Below are 16,967 nucleotides of genomic sequence, written 5' to 3' on the forward strand. Positions count from 1 at the left end.
TCCGGCTCCGTACCGCCGCCGGCGGTCCGATCCGGAATGACGATGAGAGGGGAAGCCGCAGCCCTGCCCCTCCTGCCGTCATTCCGGACGGACTCGCCGCCCCGGCGCGGCCGAGCCGGAACCCACCAGCCGCTCGGTGGCTAGAACAGCCCCTCGATCTGGCCCTGGGCGTTCAGGGTGGTCTTGTTGGCGGCAGGCACCTTGGGCAGGCCCGGCATGGTCATGATCTCGCCGCAGATCACCACCAGGAACTCGGCCCCGTTCGACAGCCGCACCTTGCGCACCGGCAGGGTGTGGCCGGTCGGCGCGCCCTTGGCGATCGGCCCGGTAGATCTCTTTCGCGATGGTGCGGACCTTGTCCTCCAGGCTGGTTTCCGACGCGTAGAGCGGCTTGAAGGCGGCGCCCCCGGACTCCGCCAGCTCGACCACGTGGTGGGCCAGGTCGACGGTGCCGGCCGAGCCGTCGGCCCAGTGGTTGCACACGATGGCGTCGACCCCGAGCGAGGCCAACTCGTCGCGGATCGCGGCGATCTCGGCGTCGGTGTCGGTGGTGAAGCGGTTCAGCGCCACCGCCACCGGCACCCCGAACTTCAGGGTGTTCTCCACATGCCGGGCGATGTTCGACACGCCCTTGCGCACCGCCTCGATGTTCTCGGTGCCGAGCGCGTCCTTGGTCACCCCGCCGTGCATCTTCAGCGCCCGCACGGTACCGACCACCACCGCGGCGGCCGGCGACAGCCCGGCCTTGCAGCACTTGGTGTCGAAGAACTTCTCGGCCCCCAGGTCGGCGCCGAAGCCGGCCTCGGTGACCACGTAGTCGGCCAGCTTGAGCGCGGTCCGGGTCGCCATCGCCGAGTTGCAGCCGTGGGCGATGTTGGCGAACGGCCCGCCGTGGATGAAGGCCGGGTTGTTCTCCAGGGTCTGCACCAGGTTCGGCGACAGCGCGTCCTTCAGCAGCACGGTCATGGCGCCGTCGGCCTCCAGGTCGCGGGCGAACACCGGGGCCTTGTCGCGGGTGTAGCCGACCACGATGGCGCCGAGCCGGCGCTTGAGGTCCTCCAGCGACGTCGCCAGGCACAGGATCGCCATCACCTCCGACGCCACCACGATGTCGAAGCCGTCCTCGCGCGGGAAGCCGTTGGCGACCCCGCCCAGCGAGTTGACGATCGACCGCAGCGCCCGGTCGTTCATGTCGAGCGCCCGGCGCCAGGAGATCCGCCGCGGGTCCAGGCCGGTGGCGTTGCCCCAGTACACGTGGTTGTCGATCAGCGCCGCCAGCAGGTTGTTGGCGGCCGCGATGGCGTGGAAGTCGCCGGTGAAGTGGAGGTTGATGTCCTCCATCGGCACCACCTGGGCATAGCCGCCGCCGGCCGCCCCGCCCTTGACCCCGAAGCACGGCCCGAGCGACGGCTCGCGCAGGCAGATCGCGGCCTTCCTGCCGATCCGGTTCAGCGCGTCGCCGAGGCCGACGGTGGTGGTGGTCTTGCCTTCGCCGGCGGCCGTCGGGTTGATGCCGGTGACCAGGATCAGCTTGCCGTCCGGCCGGTCGGCCAGGCTGTCGATGTAGCCGAGGTCGAGCTTGGCCTTGGTGTGCCCGTAGGGCATCGGGTGCTCGGACGGGATGCCGAGGCCGGCGCCGATCTCCATGATCGGCTTCATCGTGGCCTCGCGCGCGATCTCGATGTCGGACTTCACCATGGCCGGATTCCCTCCCTGGGCCATGCGTGTTGCGAATGGCCGGGACGGTAGCGGGACAGGGGCGGGGGACGGTTTGCGATTCCCGACGCCGACGGGTTTCAGGGCGCCTCGGGAGGGGCGGGGCGGCGGACACCGGCCCTTCTTGGCCCTTCTTGGCCCGGCTTCGCCGTGCGCCTCAGGGCGACAGTAAATCTGGCCGCGCTCGCTGCTTTCCCTGTCGCCCTGAGGTGCCGCGCCACGCGCGGCCTCGAAGGGCCGGCCGACGCTACCCCCGCCCCGCCAGGAAGGCCGCCATGTGGAACGCCTGCTGCGCGTCGCCCCACGCCCACTCACTCCCCACCGGGCACGCGTGCCGCGCCAAACACCCCCGCGCGCGGCAGTCGCGGCCGGCCTCGGACGCGACGTGCGCCGCACAGCGGTCGGCGGCGTAGGATTTGCCGTCGAAGGCGCCGACCGGGCAGGCGGTCAGGCACGGCTTGCCGGCGCAGGTGGCGCAGGGCGAGGGCGCGTCGGCGCGGGGCGGGACTTCGCGACGGTCGGGGAACAGCAGGGCCGCCCTGAGTGCGTGCCAGAGGCCGAATTCCGGGTGGACCAGCAGGCCGAGCGGGCTCGGGTGCACGGCCTCGGCGCGCATCGCCCAGCGCTGGAACGGGCGGAACGGCGGGCCGTCGTTGGGGAGGATCAGCGATCCGCCGAAGCGGTCGGCGACCGGGGCCAGGGTCGCGCGGGTCCAGCGGTCGAGCGGGTCGGGGCCGGCCGGCGTTTCGGCGCTGAAGCGGTCCCACAGTCGCGGACCGGCGTGGCCGATCACCACGATCGTGCCGCCGTCGTCATCATGGAAGCCGCCGTTCAGCCGGAAGCCGTGGGCCTCGACCGCTCCCCGCAGCGCTTCCCACCACGGCCCCGGCTCGTGGGCCGGGGTCACGGCAGCACCAGCACCGCGCGGAAGTCGTTGACGTTGGTCAGGGTCGGGCCGGTCACCAGCAGCCGGCCGAGCGCCTCGAAGGCGCCGTAGCCGTCGTTGTTGGCGAGGTGCCCGGCGAGATCCACGCCGGTGGCGCGGGCGCGCTCCAGGTCGCCGGGCAGGAACAGGGCGCCGGCGTTGTCCTCGGTGCCGTCGATGCCGTCGGTGTCGCCGGCGACCGCGGCGATCCGGTCGGCGACGTCGGCGCAGCGCTTCTCGACCGCCACCGCCAGCGCCGCCAGGAACTCGGCGTTGCGGCCCCCTCTGCCTTGCCCCCGGACCGTCACCGTGGTCTCGCCGCCGGACAGCAGCACGGCCGGGGCGTCGGCCGGCTGGCCGTGGCGGGCCACTTGCGCCGCGATCCCGGCCATCACCATGGCGACCTCGCGGGCCTCGCCCTCGATGGCGTCGCCCAGGATCACCGGGGTCACGCCGGCCGCGCGCGCCACCGCGGCCGCCGCCTCCAGCGAGGCCTGCGGGCGCGCCACCATCACGGTCTCGACCCGGTCGAACAGCCGGTCGCCGGGCTTCGGGGTCTCGAAGGCCGGGTCGGCCAGGGCCCTCGCCACCGCTTCCGGCGGGTCGATGGCGTATTTCGCCAGCACCGCGCGGGCGTCCGCCAGGGTACTGGTGTCGGGCACGGTCGGGCCGGAGGCGATCACGTCCGGGTCGTCGCCCGGCACGTCGGAGATCAGGTAGGCGAACACCCGGGCCGGGGCGGCGGCGGCGGCCAGCCGCCCGCCCTTGATGGCGGACAGGTGCTTGCGCACGGCGTTCATCTCGTGGATCGAGGCGCCGGACTTCAGCAGCGCCCGGTTGACGTCCTGCTTGTCCTCCAGGCTCACGCCCTCGGCCGGCAGCGCCAGCAGCGCCGAGCCGCCGCCGGAGATCAAGGCGATCACCCGGTCGTCCGGGCCGAGGCCGCGCACCAGCTCCAGGATCCGCGCCGCCGCCGCCCGGCCGGCGGCGTCCGGCACCGGATGCGATGCCTCGACCACCTCGATCCGCGTCGTCGGGCAGCCATGGCCGTAGCGGGTGACCACCAGGCCCTGCAGCGCAGCGCCGGGGGCGTGCTCGGCCCACACCGCCTCGGTGGCGGCCGCCATCGCCGCCGCCGCCTTGCCGGCGCCGATCACCACGGTGCGGCCGGAACAGGGCACCGCGGCCAGCGCCGCCAGGTGCGGCGGCAGGCAGACCTTGGGGTCGGCGGCCGCCAGGGCGGCGTCGAACATCCGGCGCAGCAGCGGCTCGGCATCGATCATGGCGTCTTGCCCCCGGATGCCTTCCAGGCCTCGTATTCGGCCTTGGTGTCCGGGTTCGGCGGGTACAGGCCGATGGTGGCGCGGCCCTCCAGCACGCGGGCCTGCACCCAGCGCTCGAAGCGGTCCTGCTCGACCGCGTCGGCGGCGACCTCGGCGGCGATCGCCTGGGGTACCACCACCACGCCGTCGCCGTCGCAGACCAGGATGTCGCCGGGGAAGATCGTGACGTTGCCGCAGGCGATCGGGCCCTGCACGGCGCCGCCCGACAACTCGGTGATCGAGGCCGGGGCGGCGGCCCCCAGGCTCCACACCGGCAGCCCGGTGGCGGCGACGCCCTTGCCGTCGCGCACCGCGCCGTCGGCGACCACGGCCGCCACCCCGCGCTTCGCCAGGCGGGCCGCCAGGATGTCGCCGAGGGTCCCGGTGGTGGCGATGCCGCGGGCCTCGACCGCCAGGATGGCGCCCGGCGGGCATTCCTCGATCGCCACGCGCGGGCCGTAGCCCGGGGCGCCCAGCACCGACGGGTCCGACAGGTCCTCGCGCAGCGGCAGGAAGCGCAGGGTGTAGGCCGCTCCGACCACGCAGCCCTGGTCGGGCGACAGCGGCTTCACCCCGGCGATCGCGTGGTGGCGGATGCCGCGCTTCAGCAGCTGCATCGACACCGTGGCGGTGCCGACGGCGCGCAGCTGCTCATGGGTCTCGTTCATCGTCGGCCTCCTCGCCTGTACCGGCAGTCTGCCGCGCCCGGCGACGGGCCACAATCACGACGGAGGAGCAGAGCGGGGAGGAGAGGCGGGAGCGGAGAAACAGCCGGCGAGAAGCTGGAGTCCGGGTAGTCAGTTCACCATCTGAGCGACGGACCGGTAGGCCCAGGCGTCACAAGCACCTGCAGGCATGCCGATCGATGCCGGTTGCGGCGTCGGCTCGCGGTCGAGGCCCTCGTCGGCCAGGAGTTCGGCTGCACGTTCCGCCAGTTCGTCGGCGGCGGCCTCGAGCAGCGGGCGATCGGCGGCGTTCACCTCGCGGGCGACGTCTCGGAGAATATCGGCGGCGAGCAGGAGGCGTCTCGGCATGATGTCCTCGATCAGATGAAAGTCTGTCGATACGCCGGGCTCCGAGAACCGGATCACCCGTGCGGCGCAGGCCAGCGCCGACATCAAGGTGCGGTGCATTTCGTTTACATTCGATTAAAGGCCGTCGGGTAAATGCCGTCGCCGTTTCGAATTCTACCAGTGCGGGTCCGCGGCAACTCGACCCGCGGCAGACCGGATCGCCGCCGGAATACCGGGCTCAGTCGCGCAGCGGCGATACCGCTTCCGGGCAGAACACCGCGGCCAGATGCCGGATCGTCGGCAGGATGCGCTGCATTTCGCCGTCGATGTCCGGGCTGAGATTGTTGAGGGCCAGCAGCCGTTCGCCTTCGCGTTCGAGGGTCTCGGCCAGGCGAACCAGCGCCTCGGGATCCCGGCTGACCGATCCGTTGGCGGCAACGTCCCGGACGATTTCTGCGACGAGCAGCAGGCGACGCGGCATGGGTAGCTCTCGAATCAATGAATTAGTAAAGTCGCATAAAATACGATTCGCATACTTTCGTAAACGATTCGCCCGATCCGGTCGACCCGGATCTGCCGGGCTCGGAGCGAATTTTCGGCGCCTTGTCTTTGGGGCGCGCTCGCGTATCGTCGGCGGCATCACGGGTCGTATGACGAGTTGCGAGCGGAGCAGATGAGCAGCCAGAACGCGGGCGACGGCAAGGCGGGCGGCAACCGGATGAGCGGGGCCGAGGCGGTGGTGCGGACCCTGCAGGCGCATGGCGTCGACCGGATCTTCGGCCTGTGCGGCGACACCAGCCTGCCATTCTACGATGCCCTGCACCAGATCGGCGGCGGCATCAGCCACGTGCTGACCCGCGACGAGCGCTCGGCCGCCTACATGGCCGACGGCTACGCCCGGGTGTCCGGCAAGGTCGGGATCTGCGAGGGCCCGTCGGGCGGCGGCGCCACCTACATCCTGCCGGGCGTGGTCGAGGCCAACGAGAGCTCGGTGCCGATCCTGGCGATCACCACCGACATATCGGTCAGTTCGCGCGGGAAATACGCCCTGACCGAGCTCGACCAGCAGGCGCTGTTCCGGCCGCTCGCCAAGTGGAATGCCGTGCTCGACCGGGCCGAGGACGTGCCGCGCACCCTGCGCGCGGCGTTTCGGGCCATGACAACCGGCCGCCCCGGTGCCGCCCATATCGGCCTGCCCTTCGACGTCCAGAAGGGGCCGGTCGACGCCGAAGACGTCTGGGGCGACCCGACGCTGGGCACCTGGCCGGCCCGGCGCAGCGCCCCGGACCCGGCGGCGGTCGAGGCGGCGGCCGACGCGCTGGCGTCGGCGAAGTTCCCGGTGATCGTGGTCGGCGGCGGGCCGGTGATCGCCGGCGCTTTCGACGAGCTGCGCGCGGTCGCCGAGGCGCTCGGTGCGGTGGTCGCCACCACCATCAGCGGCCAGGGCGCGATCGGCGACGGCCACCCGCTGGCGCTCGGCGTGGTCGGCAGCAACGGCGGCGTGCTGGAGACCCGCGAGGTGGTGACGGCGGCCGACCTGGTGTTTTTCGTCGGCTGCCGGGCCGGCTCGGTCACCACCGAGCGCTGGCGGTTCCCGGAGCCGGGCAGGACCCGGATCGTGCATCTCGACAGCGATCCGCAGGTAATCGGCGCCAGCTACCCGACCGAGGTCGCCCTGGTCGGCGATGCGAAGCTCGGCCTCGCCGCGATAGCCGCGGTCCTGGCCAAGCGCGGGGTCGCCCGCGACGGCGCCGACGCGGCGGCTAAGGTCGCCGACGCCCGGCGCCGGAAATACGCGGCGTTCCGGGAACTCGCCGAGAGCGATGAGATGCCGATCCGCCCCGAGCGGCTGGTCGCGTCGCTGCAGCGGGTGCTGCCGGAGGATTCCGTGGTGGTGGCCGATCCCGGCACGCCGTGCCCCTATCTCTCGGCCTATCTCGACTGGCAGCAGACCGGGCGGCGGTTCTTCTCGAACCGGGCGCATGGCGCGCTCGGCTACTCGATGGCCGCGGCGGTCGGCGCCCACTACGGGCGGCCGTCGGCCAAGGTGGTCTCGGTCATGGGCGACGGCAGCTTCGGCTTCACCGCCGGCGAACTCGAGACCATCGTGCGCCTCGGGGCGCCGGTCACCATGGTGGTGGTGTCGAACGCCGTCTACGGCTGGATCAAGGCCGGCCAGAAGACCGGTTTCGGGCAGCGCTACTACTCGGTCGACTTCACCCGCACCGACCATGCCAAGGTGGCCGAGGCGTTCGGGGTCAAGGCCTGGACCGTGACCGACCCGGCGGAGCTGGACGGCACGCTGCGCAAGGCGCTGGAACATCCCGGCCCGACCCTGGTCGACGTGCTGTGCCAGCCGCTGCACGAGGCCCGGGCGCCGGTCAGCGAGTGGGTGGCCTGACCGCCGGCGGCGGGATCGACCAGGGCGAGTCTCGGAAACGCTCGACCAGGTGGTCGACGAAGGCGCGGACCTTGGCGGCGACGTGCCGGCTCTGGTGGTGCACCGCATAGACCCCGAGATCCTGGCGGCTCCAGTCCGGCAACACCGGCACCAGCCGGCCGTCGGCCAGGTACGGCGCCAGGATGAAGTCCGGCTGCATGACGATGCCGGCGCCGCCGGCGGCGGCCTCGGTGACCAGGTCGCCGTTGTTCGCGGTCAGCGGGCCGTCGAAACGCACCGACGCCTCCCGTCCGTCGGCGTGGACCAGGCGGGTCACATCGGCCGAATAGGCGTATCCGATGCAGTCGTGGCCGGTCAGGTCGCCCGGGGTCGACGGAGCTCCGCGGCGGGCGAGGTAGCCGGGGCTGGCGGCCATCCAGGTGCCGACGGTGCCCAGGCGGCGGGCGACCAGGCTGGAGTCGCCGAGCCGCCCGATCCGGATCGCCACGTCGAAGCCTTCCTCGATCAGGTCGACCACGCGGTCGTTGACTGTGACCTCGACCGTCAGGTCCGGGTACCGCGCGAGGAAGCCCGGCAGGGCCCCGGCCAGGTGGGTTCGTCCGAACGACACCGGGGCGTTGACCCGCAGGGTGCCGCGCGGCGCCGCCCGCTCTCCCCGTACCTCGGTCTCGGCCTCCTCGAAATCGGCCAGCAGCCGTCGGGCGCGCTCGAGATAGCCGAGCCCGGCCTCGGTCGGGCTGACGCGCCGGGTGGTGCGCTGCAGGAGCCGGACGCCCAGCCGGTCCTCCAGCGTCTGCACATGGCGGCTGGTCATCGCCCGCGACAGGCCCAGCCGCTCGGCGGCCGTGGTGAAGCTGCCGGTCTCGGCGACGGTGACGAAGGTCTGGAGAATCGAAAGCCGGTCCATTGTCTACCAGCATGAGACAATCATTCTCACGAAGCCATGATTATATCGTCTGGTCGACCTCCCACCTTCGGCATCAGCAAACGGCCCCGGCAGTCCGCGGGCCAGCGATGTGGAGGCAGAGACATGATCGACGACAAGACCGCTCCCTATGCCGCGCTGCTGTTGCGCGTCACCCTCGGCGTCACCCTCCTGGCGCATGGCGCGCTGAAGGTGTTCGTGTTCACGGTGCCCGGCACCGTGCAGTTCTTCGAGTCCATCGGCTACCCCGGCTTCTTCGCCTACCTGGTGATCCTGGCCGAGCTCGGCGGCGGCGCCGCGCTGCTTCTCGGCGCCTTCGTCCGCCCGGTGGCGGTCGCGTTGATCCCGGTGCTGATCGGCGCCACCCTGCAGCATGCCGGCAACGGCTGGCTGTTCAGCGCCCCGGGCGGCGGCTGGGAGTTCCCGGCGTTCTGGACCGTGATGCTGGTGGTGCAGGCCCTGCTGGGCGCCGGTGCCCTGACCCTGCGCCTGCCGGTCCCGGCGGCCGTCCCGGCCTGGGCCCGCTGAGCCTCGCAAGGAGACGATGCCATGACCGCGATGCCGGCCCTGTTCGTGAGCCACGGCGCCCCCACCCTGATCCTCGACGACGTTCCGGCCCGCGCCTTCCTGGCGCGGGTCGGCAGCGAGCTCGGGCGACCCTCGGCGGTCGTGGTGGTCAGCGCGCACTACGAGGCGACCGGCGCGGTGCGGGTCGACCGCTCGGCCCGGCCGCGCACGATCCACGACTTTCGCGGCTTCCCGCCGGCGCTGTACGAGATCGAGTACCCCGCACCGGGCGACCCGGCCCTGGCCGACGAGATCGTCGGCCTGGCGCGGGCGGCCGGGCTGGCGGCCGAGACCGACGAGGGCTGGGGCCTCGACCACGGCGCCTGGGTGCCGCTGGCGCTGATGTACCCGGGCGCCGATATCCCGGTGGTGGCGGTGTCGGTCGACCCGGCCGCCGGCCCGGAGCACCATCGCCGGCTCGGCGCCGCGCTGGCGCCGCTGCGGGCGCGCGGCGTGCTGGTGCTGGCCTCGGGATCCTTCACCCACAACCTGTACGAGATCCCGCGGCCGTTCCGGCAGATCGACACGCCGGCGCCGGACTGGGTCGGCGAATTCGCGGACTGGGCCGCGGCGGCGATCGTCGAGGGCCGGGCGGACGACCTGCTCGATTACCGGCGGGTCGCGCCGCACGGTGCCCGCAACCATCCGACCGAAGAGCATCTGCTGCCGCTGTTCGCGGCGATGGGAGCGGGCGGCATGGGGGAGGGCGGCGGCGTCGGCCGGCGGTTGCACGACAGCACCACCTTCGCGGTGCTGCGGATGGATGCCTACGCCTTCGGGTGACCCCAGGGCGCGGCTACGCCGCCCGCCACTTGATCGAGCAGCCCATGGACGGGATCTGTTCCGCCGGGCCCTGGCCGGCGGCCGCGACCTGGCGCATGGCTTCCAGGAGATCGCGCCGGGCGTTCGGCACCGGCGTGGTCTTCGATGCGTCGAGCCGGCCGCGGTAGCGCAGCGCGAGGTCGGCGTCGTAGCCGAAGAAGTCGGGCGTGCACACCGCCTCGTAGGCCCGTGCCACCATCTGGGTCTCGTCCAGCAGGTAGGGGAACGGAAAGCCGTGCTCGGCGGCGAACGCCCGCATCCGGTCGGGCGCGTCGGCCGGATAGGCCCGGTAGTCGTTCGACATGATCGCCACGACTCCGATGCCCTCGGCCGTCAGGGCGCGGGAGTCCTCGACGATCCGGCCGATCACCGACCGGACGTAGGGGCAGTGGTTGCAGATGAACATCACCACGGTGCCGTGCTCGCCGCGGATGTCGGCGAGCCGGACGATGCTACCGTCCAGGCCCGGGAGCGCGAAGTCGGGCGCGCGCGATCCGAACTCCGGCAACGACGGCAAAGTCGACATGGTCCCTCCGGCCCGTTCGATGTCCGGATTCAGGAACCGATCAGGCGGACAGCGCCTCGATCAGCCACGCATAGGCGGCGATGGCCGCCGCCATCATGGTCCCGACGACGAGCGTGTCACCGAGATCCGCGCGGCCGGCGCGGGCCGTGAGGGGGCTGCGGCACTGGCACCGGCGAAAGCACTCCGTCATGGCATCCTCCTTTCCGGTCCCGGGAGGAGAGGGCATCCCCGCTATCGCCCCGGGCCCGCGTCCCGCTATCATGGGACATCGGGATCACGGCGAAAAGCCCAACATCGGATTGGGGCGGATTCATGGCGACGCGGCAGCTTCCGGGAACCGGCGAGACTTTTCTCGATCATCTCGGGCATTTCGTCCCGGACATGGAGGCGGCGCATCGCGCGCTGACCCGCCTGGGCTTCGTGCAGACGCCCTACACGGTGCACCAGACAACGGCCGGGCCGGGCCAGCCGCCGGTGCCCGGCGGCACCGCCAACCGCTGCGTGATGCTGCGCGAGGGCTATATCGAGGTGCTGTGCGTGGTCGACCCGCAGCACCCGACCGGTGCCCGCACCCAGCGCCAGCTCGAGCGCTACACCGGCGTTCACATTGTCGCGATGACCGACCCGGACGCGCTGGCCCGCCGCGACCGGCTGGATGCCGCCGGGTTCGAGACCCAGGACCCGGTCAACCTGCGCCGGGCGGTGCCGCTGGGAGGCGGCGGCGAGGGACAGGCGGCCTTCACCGTCTGCCGGACGCCGGCGGATTCGATGGCCGAGGGCCGGGTGCAGATCCTGACCCACCTGACCGAGGACCTGGTCTGGCAGCCGCGCTGGATGACCCACGAGAACGGCATCACCGCGCTCCGCGACGTGGTGATCCTGCCGGCGGACCTGGACGAGGCGGCCGACCGCTATGCCCGGTTCACCGAGGCGGCGCCGCAGCGCCTGGGCGACGACGTCATCCGCCTGAAGCTGGCCCGCGGCGGCGTGGTGCTGACCACGCCCGCCGGTGCGGCGCGGCTGTTCCCAGGGGCCGCGGTGCCGCCGGTGCCGGGCGTGATGGGCTACGGCCTGCTGTCCGACGGGCTGCCGGCGACCCGAGCGTTCCTGGAGGGCCGGGGCTTCCCGGTCCGGGATGCCGGCCCGGGCCTGGCCTGCCTGGCGCTGCCCGCCAGCCTGGGCAGCGCCTGGCTGATCGCCGAGGACGAGCGGGCGTTCCCGTGGAGCCCGAATGCCGCATAGCGGCGAGAGTCCGCCTCGACGATCCGGAGCCCCATGACGATCACCCTGAAGGTTCCCCCGCGTCTCGTCGCCGGCGACCGGGTCATGCTGCCCTGCCACCGGACCCCGGACCGCTACACGATGCCGGTTCCGGTGTCGCTGCTGTCCGACGAGGCCGCCGCCCTGCTGGTGTACCGCGAGCTCGGCGACGGCTGGGAGCGCGAAGAGCGCGACCTGCTCGACGAGATCCTGCTGCCCGGGACGGTGTTCGTCGACGTGGGCGCCCATTGGGGCATCCACACCCTGCATGCCGCGACCGCGGGTGCCACCGTGGTCGCGGTCGAGCCCGACCCGCTCAACCGGTCGATGCTCGCCGACTGGCTGGCCGCCAACCGGCTGTCCGACCGGGTGACCGTGGTCGACGCCGCCATGTCCGATCGTGCCGGAACCGTCTATCTGCGCCGCAACACCAGCATGGGGCACGCGCTGGTGCCCGACCCGCCGGATCCCGACGCGGTCTATGACCGCGGCCCGTTCGCCGGGCAGCGGATGTTCGCGCCGGTCCGGATCCTGCGCCTGGACGACCTGCCGCTGCCCGGCGACGCGCCGGTCGTCCTGAAGATCGACGTGGAAGGCGGCGAACGCGCGGTTCTCCAGGGAGGTGCCGGGCTGCTGGCCTCGGGCCGGGTGAGCCATGTGATCTGGGAGATGAACGACGCGTTCGACGCGATCGACGGCCTGCTCTCCGCCCACGGTTTCCGGTCGGTCGCCCTGGACTCGGGGAACGCGGTCTCGACGCTCGGCTGATCGGCCGGCTCAGCGGCGGTAGAAGGCCACCGTGTCGGCCAGCCCGGCGTGGAGCGTCCGTTCGGAGCCCAGCGCCAGCAGCCCGTTCGCCCATTCGTTCGCCGCATTGGTGCCGCTCGGCAGCGCCGGCCCCTCGCAACTGACCATGGCGCCCGGCACGATTACGCGGATCGCCGCGACGACCTGGTCCATGGTCGCGACCCGGCCGGTCAGGTTCAGGGTGTGCGCACCGGCCAGCTCGGTCCGGGCGGCGGCCTCGTAGGCGGCGGCGACGTCGTCGACATGCACCATCCCGGCGGCGCCGGTGAACGGGATCGCGTAGCGCTCGCCGCGCGCCGCCGCCCGGCAGGCCAGGGTCGGGCCGGCGGTCAGCCCGCCCTGGCGGCCGGGGCCGTAGATCACGAACGGCCGGAAGCCGATGCTGGCGATCCCGGCATCCTCCCAATAGGCCCGGGCACTGCCTTCGTTGGCCAGCTTGAAGGCGCCGTAATGGGTCATCGGGAACCGTTCGTCGCGTTCGTCGGTGCCGTACACCCCGCCGCTGCTGGTGTAGACGACCTGGCGGATGCCGTGGCGGCGGGCCGCCTCGAAGACGTTCAGGGTGCCGAGTACGTTGACCCGGGCGCCGGCCAACGGGTCGGCCTGGCAGGCCGGGGTCAGCACGCCGGCCAGATGGACGATGCCGTCGCAGCCCTCGGCGGCGGACGCGACCGCCTCGGTGTCGGCGATGTCGCCGACCCGCCAGTCCAGGTCGTCGGCCGCCTCGCCGGCGATCGACCGGACCAGGTCCCGGTCGTCGTGCCGCTCGAACACCCGCACCGCCGTGTTGCCGCGGGTCAGGCGGCGGGCGACCCAGGCGCCCAGGAAGCCGCCGCCGCCGGTCACCAGCACGCGCATCGAACGGTTCCCTCCCGACTCAGGACTTCGCCGGCCGCTTGCCGTGGCTCGGGCTCGGCGTGCCGGGGTTCAGCGAGACATGGGTATGGATGCCCTTCCACTTCGCGTTCCGGCGCGGCCTTGCGAAGGCGACGGTGGCGCGGCCGGGACGGTTGAACCGATGGCCGTCGGCGGAAACGCCGGTCGACGAGAAGGCGATGATCCCGACCGCCATCCGCCGGTCGGGCGAGATCCCGACCTTCAGGGTCGGCAGCAGGAAGCTGAAGTCCTCGATGGTCGGCCACACCGACCGCCACTGGCCGTTCTCCAGGTTCTCCAGGCCCTCGACCACGTCCATGTGGGTGCCGAAGCCGGCGAGGTTGTCCTCGAACAGCGCGCGGGCCGGCGCGAAGTCGACCTCGGCGACATTCACGCTCCACTCCGCGAACCACTGCCGGATGGCGTTGAACTCGTCCTCGGGAACGTTCCAGGTGAACGCCATATCGGTGCGCCTTTCCTTCCGTCCTAGCTCAGTTCGTCCTCGATGAAGGCCCTGATCACCGGCTCCATGCCGGCGTCGCGGTGGAAGCCCATGGCATCGGCGCGGGCGGTCTCGAAGCGCGCCGGCCAGCCGTACACGATCTTCTCGATCAGCGGGTCGCGCTGCCATTTCACGCGGGCCGCCACCTCCGGCCCGGCGATCGCCTCCAGCGCCTTGACCATCTCGCCGACGGTGGTCGTGAAGCCCGGCAGGGCGACGGCGCGCCACGGCCCCCAGGCCGCGGCCGGCAGGTCGTGGGCGCGCCGGGTGTTGGCGACGATGGTGCGCGGGCTGGCCAGCCACATCGGGGTCTCCGGCGCCACCGGGCAGACCGCCTCCTGGCCCTGCAGCGGCTCGCGGATGATCGAGCTGGCGAAGGTCGAAGCGGCCTTGTTGGGCTTGCCCGGGCGCACCACCACGGTCGGGTAGCGCAGCGCCCGGCCGTCCAGGAAGCCCTTGCGGCTGTAGTCGTTGATCAGCAGCTCGCCGATCGCCTTCTGCACGCCGTAGGAGTTCTGCGGGGTCAGTTGCTGGCTGTCGGTCACCACCTCCGGCAGCTCGCCGCCATAGGCGGCGCAGGAGCTGGCGAACACCAGCTTCGGGCGGTTGCCGTGCCGGCGCGCGATCTCGAGGATGGTGCGGGTGGCGTCCAGGTTGACCCGCATCCCGAGGTCGAAGTCGGCCTCGGCGCCGGCGCTGACCACCGCGGCCAGGTGGTAGACCGAGTCGGTGTCCGGCCTGATCGCGTCGGCCAGCAGGTCCTCGTCGGCGGCGTCGCCGGTGATCGTCCGGACCCGGCCGTCCTCGGCCAGATCCCGGGGCGGCGCGACCATGTCGACCAGGTTCAGCTGCTCGACCCCGAGCGCGTTGTCGGCCAGCAGGGTCCGGGCCAGCTTGACGCCGAGGAAGCCGGCGCCGCCGGTGATGGTGATCTTCACGTCAGGCTCCCTTCATCCAGCCCAGGCCTTCGACGGTGCCGGCCTGCGGGCGGTACTCGCAGCCGACCCAGCCGTCGTAGCCGAGCCGGTCCATGAGATCGAACAGGTAGGGGTAGTTGATCTCGCCGACATTCGGCTCGTGGCGCTCCGGCACCCCGGCGATCTGCACATGGCGGACGATGTCGAGATGCTTCTCGAAGGTCTTGGCGAGGTCTCCCTCCATGATCTGCACGTGGTAGAAGTCGAACTGCAGCCCGACATTGTCGGCGCCGACCGCCTCGATGATCGCGCGCGCCTGATCCTGGGTGTTCAGGAAGTAGCCCGGGATGTCACGGGTGTTGATCGGCTCGATGATCAGGGTCTTGCCGCGGGCGGCGGCCTTCGGCGCGGCCCGCTTCAGGTTGGCGATCAGGGTTTCGGTGCAGGCATCGCGGCTGGTGCCGGCGGGGACGATGCCGCTCATCACATGCAGCAGCTGGTTGCCCAGGGTGTCGGCGTAGCCGAGCGCCTGGTCGAGGGCGGCGTCGAAGTCGGCCTCGCGCCCGGGCATGGCGCCGAAGCCGCGGTCGCCTTTCGAGAAATCCCCGGGGAACAGGTTGAACAGCGCCTGGGTCAGGCCGGCGGCCTCCAGCTTGGCGCGCAGCTCGACCGCGTCCCACTCGTAGGGGAACAGGAACTCCACGCCCTTGAAGCCGGCCATGGCGGCGGCGTCGAACCGGTCGAGGAAGTCGACCTCGGTGAACATCATCGAAAGGTTCGCGGCGAACTTCGGCATGGCGTCCCATCCTCGGGCTTTTATGATTGGGCCGACGATACGCGGGCCGGAGCGCCCGCGCCAAGGGTGCAGACCCGATAAAGCGAGAGGAAACCCGATGCCGCCGATCCTCGGATGCGTGGCCGACGACTTCACCGGCGCCACCGACCTCGCCAACAACCTGGTGCGCGGCGGCCTGCGCACCGTCCAGCTGATCGGCGTGCCGAAGCCGGGGACCGCGGTGCCGGACGTCGACGCGGTGGTGGTCGCGCTGAAATCGCGCACCACGCCGGCGGCCGCGGCGGTGGCGGAGTCCGTGGCGGCGCTGGCGTGGCTGCAGGCGGCCGGCTGCCGGCGGTTCTTCTTCAAATACTGCTCGACCTTCGATTCCACCGACGACGGCAACATCGGCCCGGTCGCCGACGCCATGATGGCGCGGCTCGGCACCGACTTCACGATCGCCTGCCCGGCGTTCCCGGAGACCGGCCGGACGATCTTCAAGGGCCACCTGTTCGTCGGCGACCAGCTGCTGTCCGACAGCTCGATGCGGCACCACCCGCTGACCCCGATGACCGATTCCAACCTGGTGGCGGTGCTGGGCCGCCAGACCGCCCGCAAGGTCGGGCTGGTGCAGTACCGCGAGGTGGCGGCCGGCGCCGAGGCGGTGCGCGGCCGGATCGCGGCGCTGCAGGCCGAGGGCTGCGGCTATGCCGTCGTCGACGCGGTCAGCGACGACCAGCTGCACGTGATCGGCGAGGCGGTGGCCGACCTGGCCCTGGTGACCGGCGGCTCCGGCGTCGCCATCGGCCTGCCGGACGCCTGGCGCCGGCGCGGGCTGGTCGGGGCCTCGGGCGAGGCCGCGGCGGCAGTGCCGGCGATCGCGGGCCGGGCGGCGGTGCTGGCGGGATCCTGCTCGGCCGCCACCCTCGGCCAGATCGCCGAGTGGCAGAAGTCGCGGCCGTCCTACAACATAGACCCGCTGCGGCTCGCCAACGGCGAGGACGTGGCGGCCGAGGCGCTGGCGTTCATCCGCGAGCGGATCGCCGACGGCCCGGCGCTGGTCTATGCCAGCGCGCCGCCGGAGACCGTGAAGGCGGTGCAGGCGAAACTCGGGCGGGCCGAGGCCGGCGAGATCGTCGAGCGGGCGATGGCGCGGATCGCGCAGGAACTGGTGGCGAAGGACGGGGTGCGGCGGCTGGTGGTGGCCGGCGGCGAGACCTCGGGCGCGGTGGTCTCGGCGCTCGGCGTCAGCGGCCTGCGCATCGGTGCCCAGATCGACCCCGGCGTGCCCGGCACCGTCACCCTGGACGACCCGGCGATCGCGCTCGCGCTGAAGTCCGGCAATTTCGGCGGCCCGGACTTCTTCGCCAAGGCGCTGGCGCAGATGCCGTAGCCGGCGCCCGTCGCGTCGTCTATGGTGTTCACACATCGCGAAAACGTCAGCTTCTTGAAGTATTTGGCATTGCCCGTCACGCAGTGGATCCCGGAGCCGGCTGCTCGCGCAGCCCCTCCGGGATGACGAAGTGAGGGGTGGATCCGGGAGGGAAACCGGCCAAATCCTGCCCACCTTCGTCATTCCGGAGGGGACGCGCGAGCGTCCGGCTCCGGAACCC

Annotated in this window: 19 protein-coding genes; 6 read left to right on the forward strand and 13 right to left on the reverse strand. The window is 72.1% G+C overall.

Going from position 1 to position 16,967, the window contains the following annotated elements:
* Window positions 1-78: 78 nt before the first annotated feature.
* From RIC31_RS17060 to RIC31_RS17085, 6 genes are all read right to left on the reverse strand, one after another.
* Entirely contained in the window at window positions 79-1,698 is a 1,620-nt protein-coding gene (locus RIC31_RS17060; RefSeq protein WP_502990130.1) for a formate--tetrahydrofolate ligase, read from the reverse strand.
* 265 nt (window positions 1,699-1,963) lie between these two features.
* On the reverse strand, window positions 1,964-2,623 hold the full coding sequence (locus tag RIC31_RS17065; RefSeq protein ID WP_350110305.1) for a ferredoxin: 660 nt from the start codon (window positions 2,621-2,623) through the stop codon (window positions 1,964-1,966).
* Window positions 2,620-3,924, reverse strand: a complete 1,305-nt coding sequence (locus RIC31_RS17070; RefSeq protein ID WP_350110308.1) for a glycerate kinase type-2 family protein — start codon at window positions 3,922-3,924, stop codon at window positions 2,620-2,622. Before RIC31_RS17070 ends, RIC31_RS17065 begins: the two co-directional genes overlap by 4 nt.
* Window positions 3,921-4,631, reverse strand: coding sequence for an RraA family protein (locus tag RIC31_RS17075; RefSeq protein ID WP_350110311.1), 711 nt, complete (start codon window positions 4,629-4,631; stop codon window positions 3,921-3,923). Before RIC31_RS17075 ends, RIC31_RS17070 begins: the two co-directional genes overlap by 4 nt.
* A 129-nt stretch (window positions 4,632-4,760) precedes the next feature.
* Complete coding sequence (locus tag RIC31_RS17080; RefSeq protein WP_350110314.1) at window positions 4,761-5,096, reverse strand: hypothetical protein; 336 nt, start codon at window positions 5,094-5,096, stop codon at window positions 4,761-4,763.
* Between the two features lie 118 nt (window positions 5,097-5,214).
* Window positions 5,215-5,457, reverse strand: a complete 243-nt coding sequence (locus RIC31_RS17085) for a hypothetical protein (protein ID WP_350110317.1) — start codon at window positions 5,455-5,457, stop codon at window positions 5,215-5,217.
* Window positions 5,458-5,649: 192 nt separating this feature from the next.
* On the opposite strand from RIC31_RS17085, the gene RIC31_RS17090 reads away from it, so the two are divergent.
* On the forward strand, window positions 5,650-7,377 hold the full coding sequence (locus tag RIC31_RS17090) for a thiamine pyrophosphate-binding protein (RefSeq protein WP_350110320.1): 1,728 nt from the start codon (window positions 5,650-5,652) through the stop codon (window positions 7,375-7,377).
* On the opposite strand, the gene RIC31_RS17095 is transcribed toward RIC31_RS17090, so the two are convergent.
* Window positions 7,358-8,284: a LysR family transcriptional regulator gene (locus tag RIC31_RS17095; RefSeq protein WP_350110323.1), complete on the reverse strand. Its 927-nt coding sequence runs from the start codon at window positions 8,282-8,284 to the stop codon at window positions 7,358-7,360. The genes RIC31_RS17090 and RIC31_RS17095 overlap by 20 nt on opposite strands.
* Window positions 8,285-8,407: 123 nt before the next feature.
* Between RIC31_RS17095 and RIC31_RS17100 the strand changes: the two genes are divergently transcribed.
* Both RIC31_RS17100 and RIC31_RS17105 read left to right on the forward strand, forming a co-directional pair.
* The gene (locus RIC31_RS17100; protein WP_350110326.1) at window positions 8,408-8,830 is read left to right on the forward strand and encodes a DoxX family protein; all 423 of its coding nucleotides are present in this window, start codon (window positions 8,408-8,410) and stop codon (window positions 8,828-8,830) included.
* Window positions 8,831-8,851: 21 nt separating this feature from the next.
* Window positions 8,852-9,652: a dioxygenase family protein gene (locus RIC31_RS17105; protein WP_350110330.1), complete on the forward strand. Its 801-nt coding sequence runs from the start codon at window positions 8,852-8,854 to the stop codon at window positions 9,650-9,652.
* Between the two features lie 13 nt (window positions 9,653-9,665).
* Here the strand turns inward: RIC31_RS17105 and RIC31_RS17110 are convergent, their stop codons facing one another.
* Entirely contained in the window at window positions 9,666-10,217 is a 552-nt protein-coding gene (locus RIC31_RS17110) for a thioredoxin family protein (RefSeq protein WP_350110333.1), read from the reverse strand.
* Between the two features lie 40 nt (window positions 10,218-10,257).
* Window positions 10,258-10,407, reverse strand: coding sequence for a hypothetical protein (locus RIC31_RS17115; RefSeq protein ID WP_350110336.1), 150 nt, complete (start codon window positions 10,405-10,407; stop codon window positions 10,258-10,260).
* A 122-nt stretch (window positions 10,408-10,529) separates the two neighbouring features.
* Between RIC31_RS17115 and RIC31_RS17120 the strand changes: the two genes are divergently transcribed.
* Entirely contained in the window at window positions 10,530-11,459 is a 930-nt protein-coding gene (locus RIC31_RS17120; RefSeq protein ID WP_350110339.1) for a VOC family protein, read from the forward strand.
* 33 nt (window positions 11,460-11,492) lie between these two features.
* Entirely contained in the window at window positions 11,493-12,245 is a 753-nt protein-coding gene (locus RIC31_RS17125) for an FkbM family methyltransferase (RefSeq protein ID WP_350110342.1), read from the forward strand.
* 9 nt (window positions 12,246-12,254) lie between these two features.
* On the opposite strand, the gene RIC31_RS17130 is transcribed toward RIC31_RS17125, so the two are convergent.
* Genes RIC31_RS17130 through otnI form a run of 4 tightly spaced genes read right to left on the reverse strand, consistent with a single transcriptional unit; the run spans window position 12,255 to window position 15,375 of the window.
* A complete protein-coding gene (locus tag RIC31_RS17130) occupies window positions 12,255-13,142 on the reverse strand; it encodes an NAD-dependent epimerase/dehydratase family protein (protein WP_350110345.1) in 888 nt (295 codons plus the stop codon).
* 19 nt (window positions 13,143-13,161) lie between these two features.
* On the reverse strand, window positions 13,162-13,623 hold the full coding sequence (locus RIC31_RS17135; RefSeq protein WP_350110348.1) for a YybH family protein: 462 nt from the start codon (window positions 13,621-13,623) through the stop codon (window positions 13,162-13,164).
* Window positions 13,624-13,646: 23 nt separating this feature from the next.
* On the reverse strand, window positions 13,647-14,600 hold the full coding sequence (gene denD, locus RIC31_RS17140; protein WP_350110351.1) for a D-erythronate dehydrogenase: 954 nt from the start codon (window positions 14,598-14,600) through the stop codon (window positions 13,647-13,649).
* 1 nt (window position 14,601) lies between these two features.
* Window positions 14,602-15,375, reverse strand: a complete 774-nt coding sequence (gene otnI, locus RIC31_RS17145; RefSeq protein WP_350110354.1) for a 2-oxo-tetronate isomerase — start codon at window positions 15,373-15,375, stop codon at window positions 14,602-14,604.
* Window positions 15,376-15,472: 97 nt separating this feature from the next.
* Here otnI and otnK point away from each other — a divergent pair, with 97 nt between their 5' ends.
* On the forward strand, window positions 15,473-16,747 hold the full coding sequence (otnK, locus tag RIC31_RS17150) for a 3-oxo-tetronate kinase (protein WP_350110357.1): 1,275 nt from the start codon (window positions 15,473-15,475) through the stop codon (window positions 16,745-16,747).
* Window positions 16,748-16,967 lie beyond the last annotated feature (220 nt).

The sequence above is a fragment of the Thalassobaculum sp. genome (assembly GCF_040219615.1).
In the GTDB taxonomy this organism is placed as follows: Bacteria; Pseudomonadota; Alphaproteobacteria; order Thalassobaculales; family Thalassobaculaceae; genus Thalassobaculum_A.

What these genes read in the sequence shown, in the direction of transcription:
- RIC31_RS17060 (WP_502990130.1), bottom strand. Translation starts at nt 1,698, where the DNA reads ATGGTGAAGTCCGACATCGAGATCGCGCGCGAGGCCACGATGAAGCCG.
- RIC31_RS17125 (WP_350110342.1), top strand. Translation starts at nt 11,493, where the DNA reads ATGACGATCACCCTGAAGGTTCCCCCGCGTCTCGTCGCCGGCGACCGG.
- RIC31_RS17075 (WP_350110311.1), bottom strand. Translation starts at nt 4,631, where the DNA reads ATGAACGAGACCCATGAGCAGCTGCGCGCCGTCGGCACCGCCACGGTG.
- otnK (WP_350110357.1), top strand. Translation starts at nt 15,473, where the DNA reads ATGCCGCCGATCCTCGGATGCGTGGCCGACGACTTCACCGGCGCCACC.
- RIC31_RS17115 (WP_350110336.1), bottom strand. Translation starts at nt 10,407, where the DNA reads ATGACGGAGTGCTTTCGCCGGTGCCAGTGCCGCAGCCCCCTCACGGCC.
- RIC31_RS17100 (WP_350110326.1), top strand. Translation starts at nt 8,408, where the DNA reads ATGATCGACGACAAGACCGCTCCCTATGCCGCGCTGCTGTTGCGCGTC.
- RIC31_RS17095 (WP_350110323.1), bottom strand. Translation starts at nt 8,284, where the DNA reads ATGGACCGGCTTTCGATTCTCCAGACCTTCGTCACCGTCGCCGAGACC.
- RIC31_RS17070 (WP_350110308.1), bottom strand. Translation starts at nt 3,924, where the DNA reads ATGATCGATGCCGAGCCGCTGCTGCGCCGGATGTTCGACGCCGCCCTG.
- RIC31_RS17110 (WP_350110333.1), bottom strand. Translation starts at nt 10,217, where the DNA reads ATGTCGACTTTGCCGTCGTTGCCGGAGTTCGGATCGCGCGCGCCCGAC.
- RIC31_RS17085 (WP_350110317.1), bottom strand. Translation starts at nt 5,457, where the DNA reads ATGCCGCGTCGCCTGCTGCTCGTCGCAGAAATCGTCCGGGACGTTGCC.
- RIC31_RS17090 (WP_350110320.1), top strand. Translation starts at nt 5,650, where the DNA reads ATGAGCAGCCAGAACGCGGGCGACGGCAAGGCGGGCGGCAACCGGATG.
- otnI (WP_350110354.1), bottom strand. Translation starts at nt 15,375, where the DNA reads ATGCCGAAGTTCGCCGCGAACCTTTCGATGATGTTCACCGAGGTCGAC.
- RIC31_RS17120 (WP_350110339.1), top strand. Translation starts at nt 10,530, where the DNA reads ATGGCGACGCGGCAGCTTCCGGGAACCGGCGAGACTTTTCTCGATCAT.
- RIC31_RS17135 (WP_350110348.1), bottom strand. Translation starts at nt 13,623, where the DNA reads ATGGCGTTCACCTGGAACGTTCCCGAGGACGAGTTCAACGCCATCCGG.
- RIC31_RS17105 (WP_350110330.1), top strand. Translation starts at nt 8,852, where the DNA reads ATGACCGCGATGCCGGCCCTGTTCGTGAGCCACGGCGCCCCCACCCTG.
- RIC31_RS17130 (WP_350110345.1), bottom strand. Translation starts at nt 13,142, where the DNA reads ATGCGCGTGCTGGTGACCGGCGGCGGCGGCTTCCTGGGCGCCTGGGTC.
- RIC31_RS17080 (WP_350110314.1), bottom strand. Translation starts at nt 5,096, where the DNA reads ATGCACCGCACCTTGATGTCGGCGCTGGCCTGCGCCGCACGGGTGATC.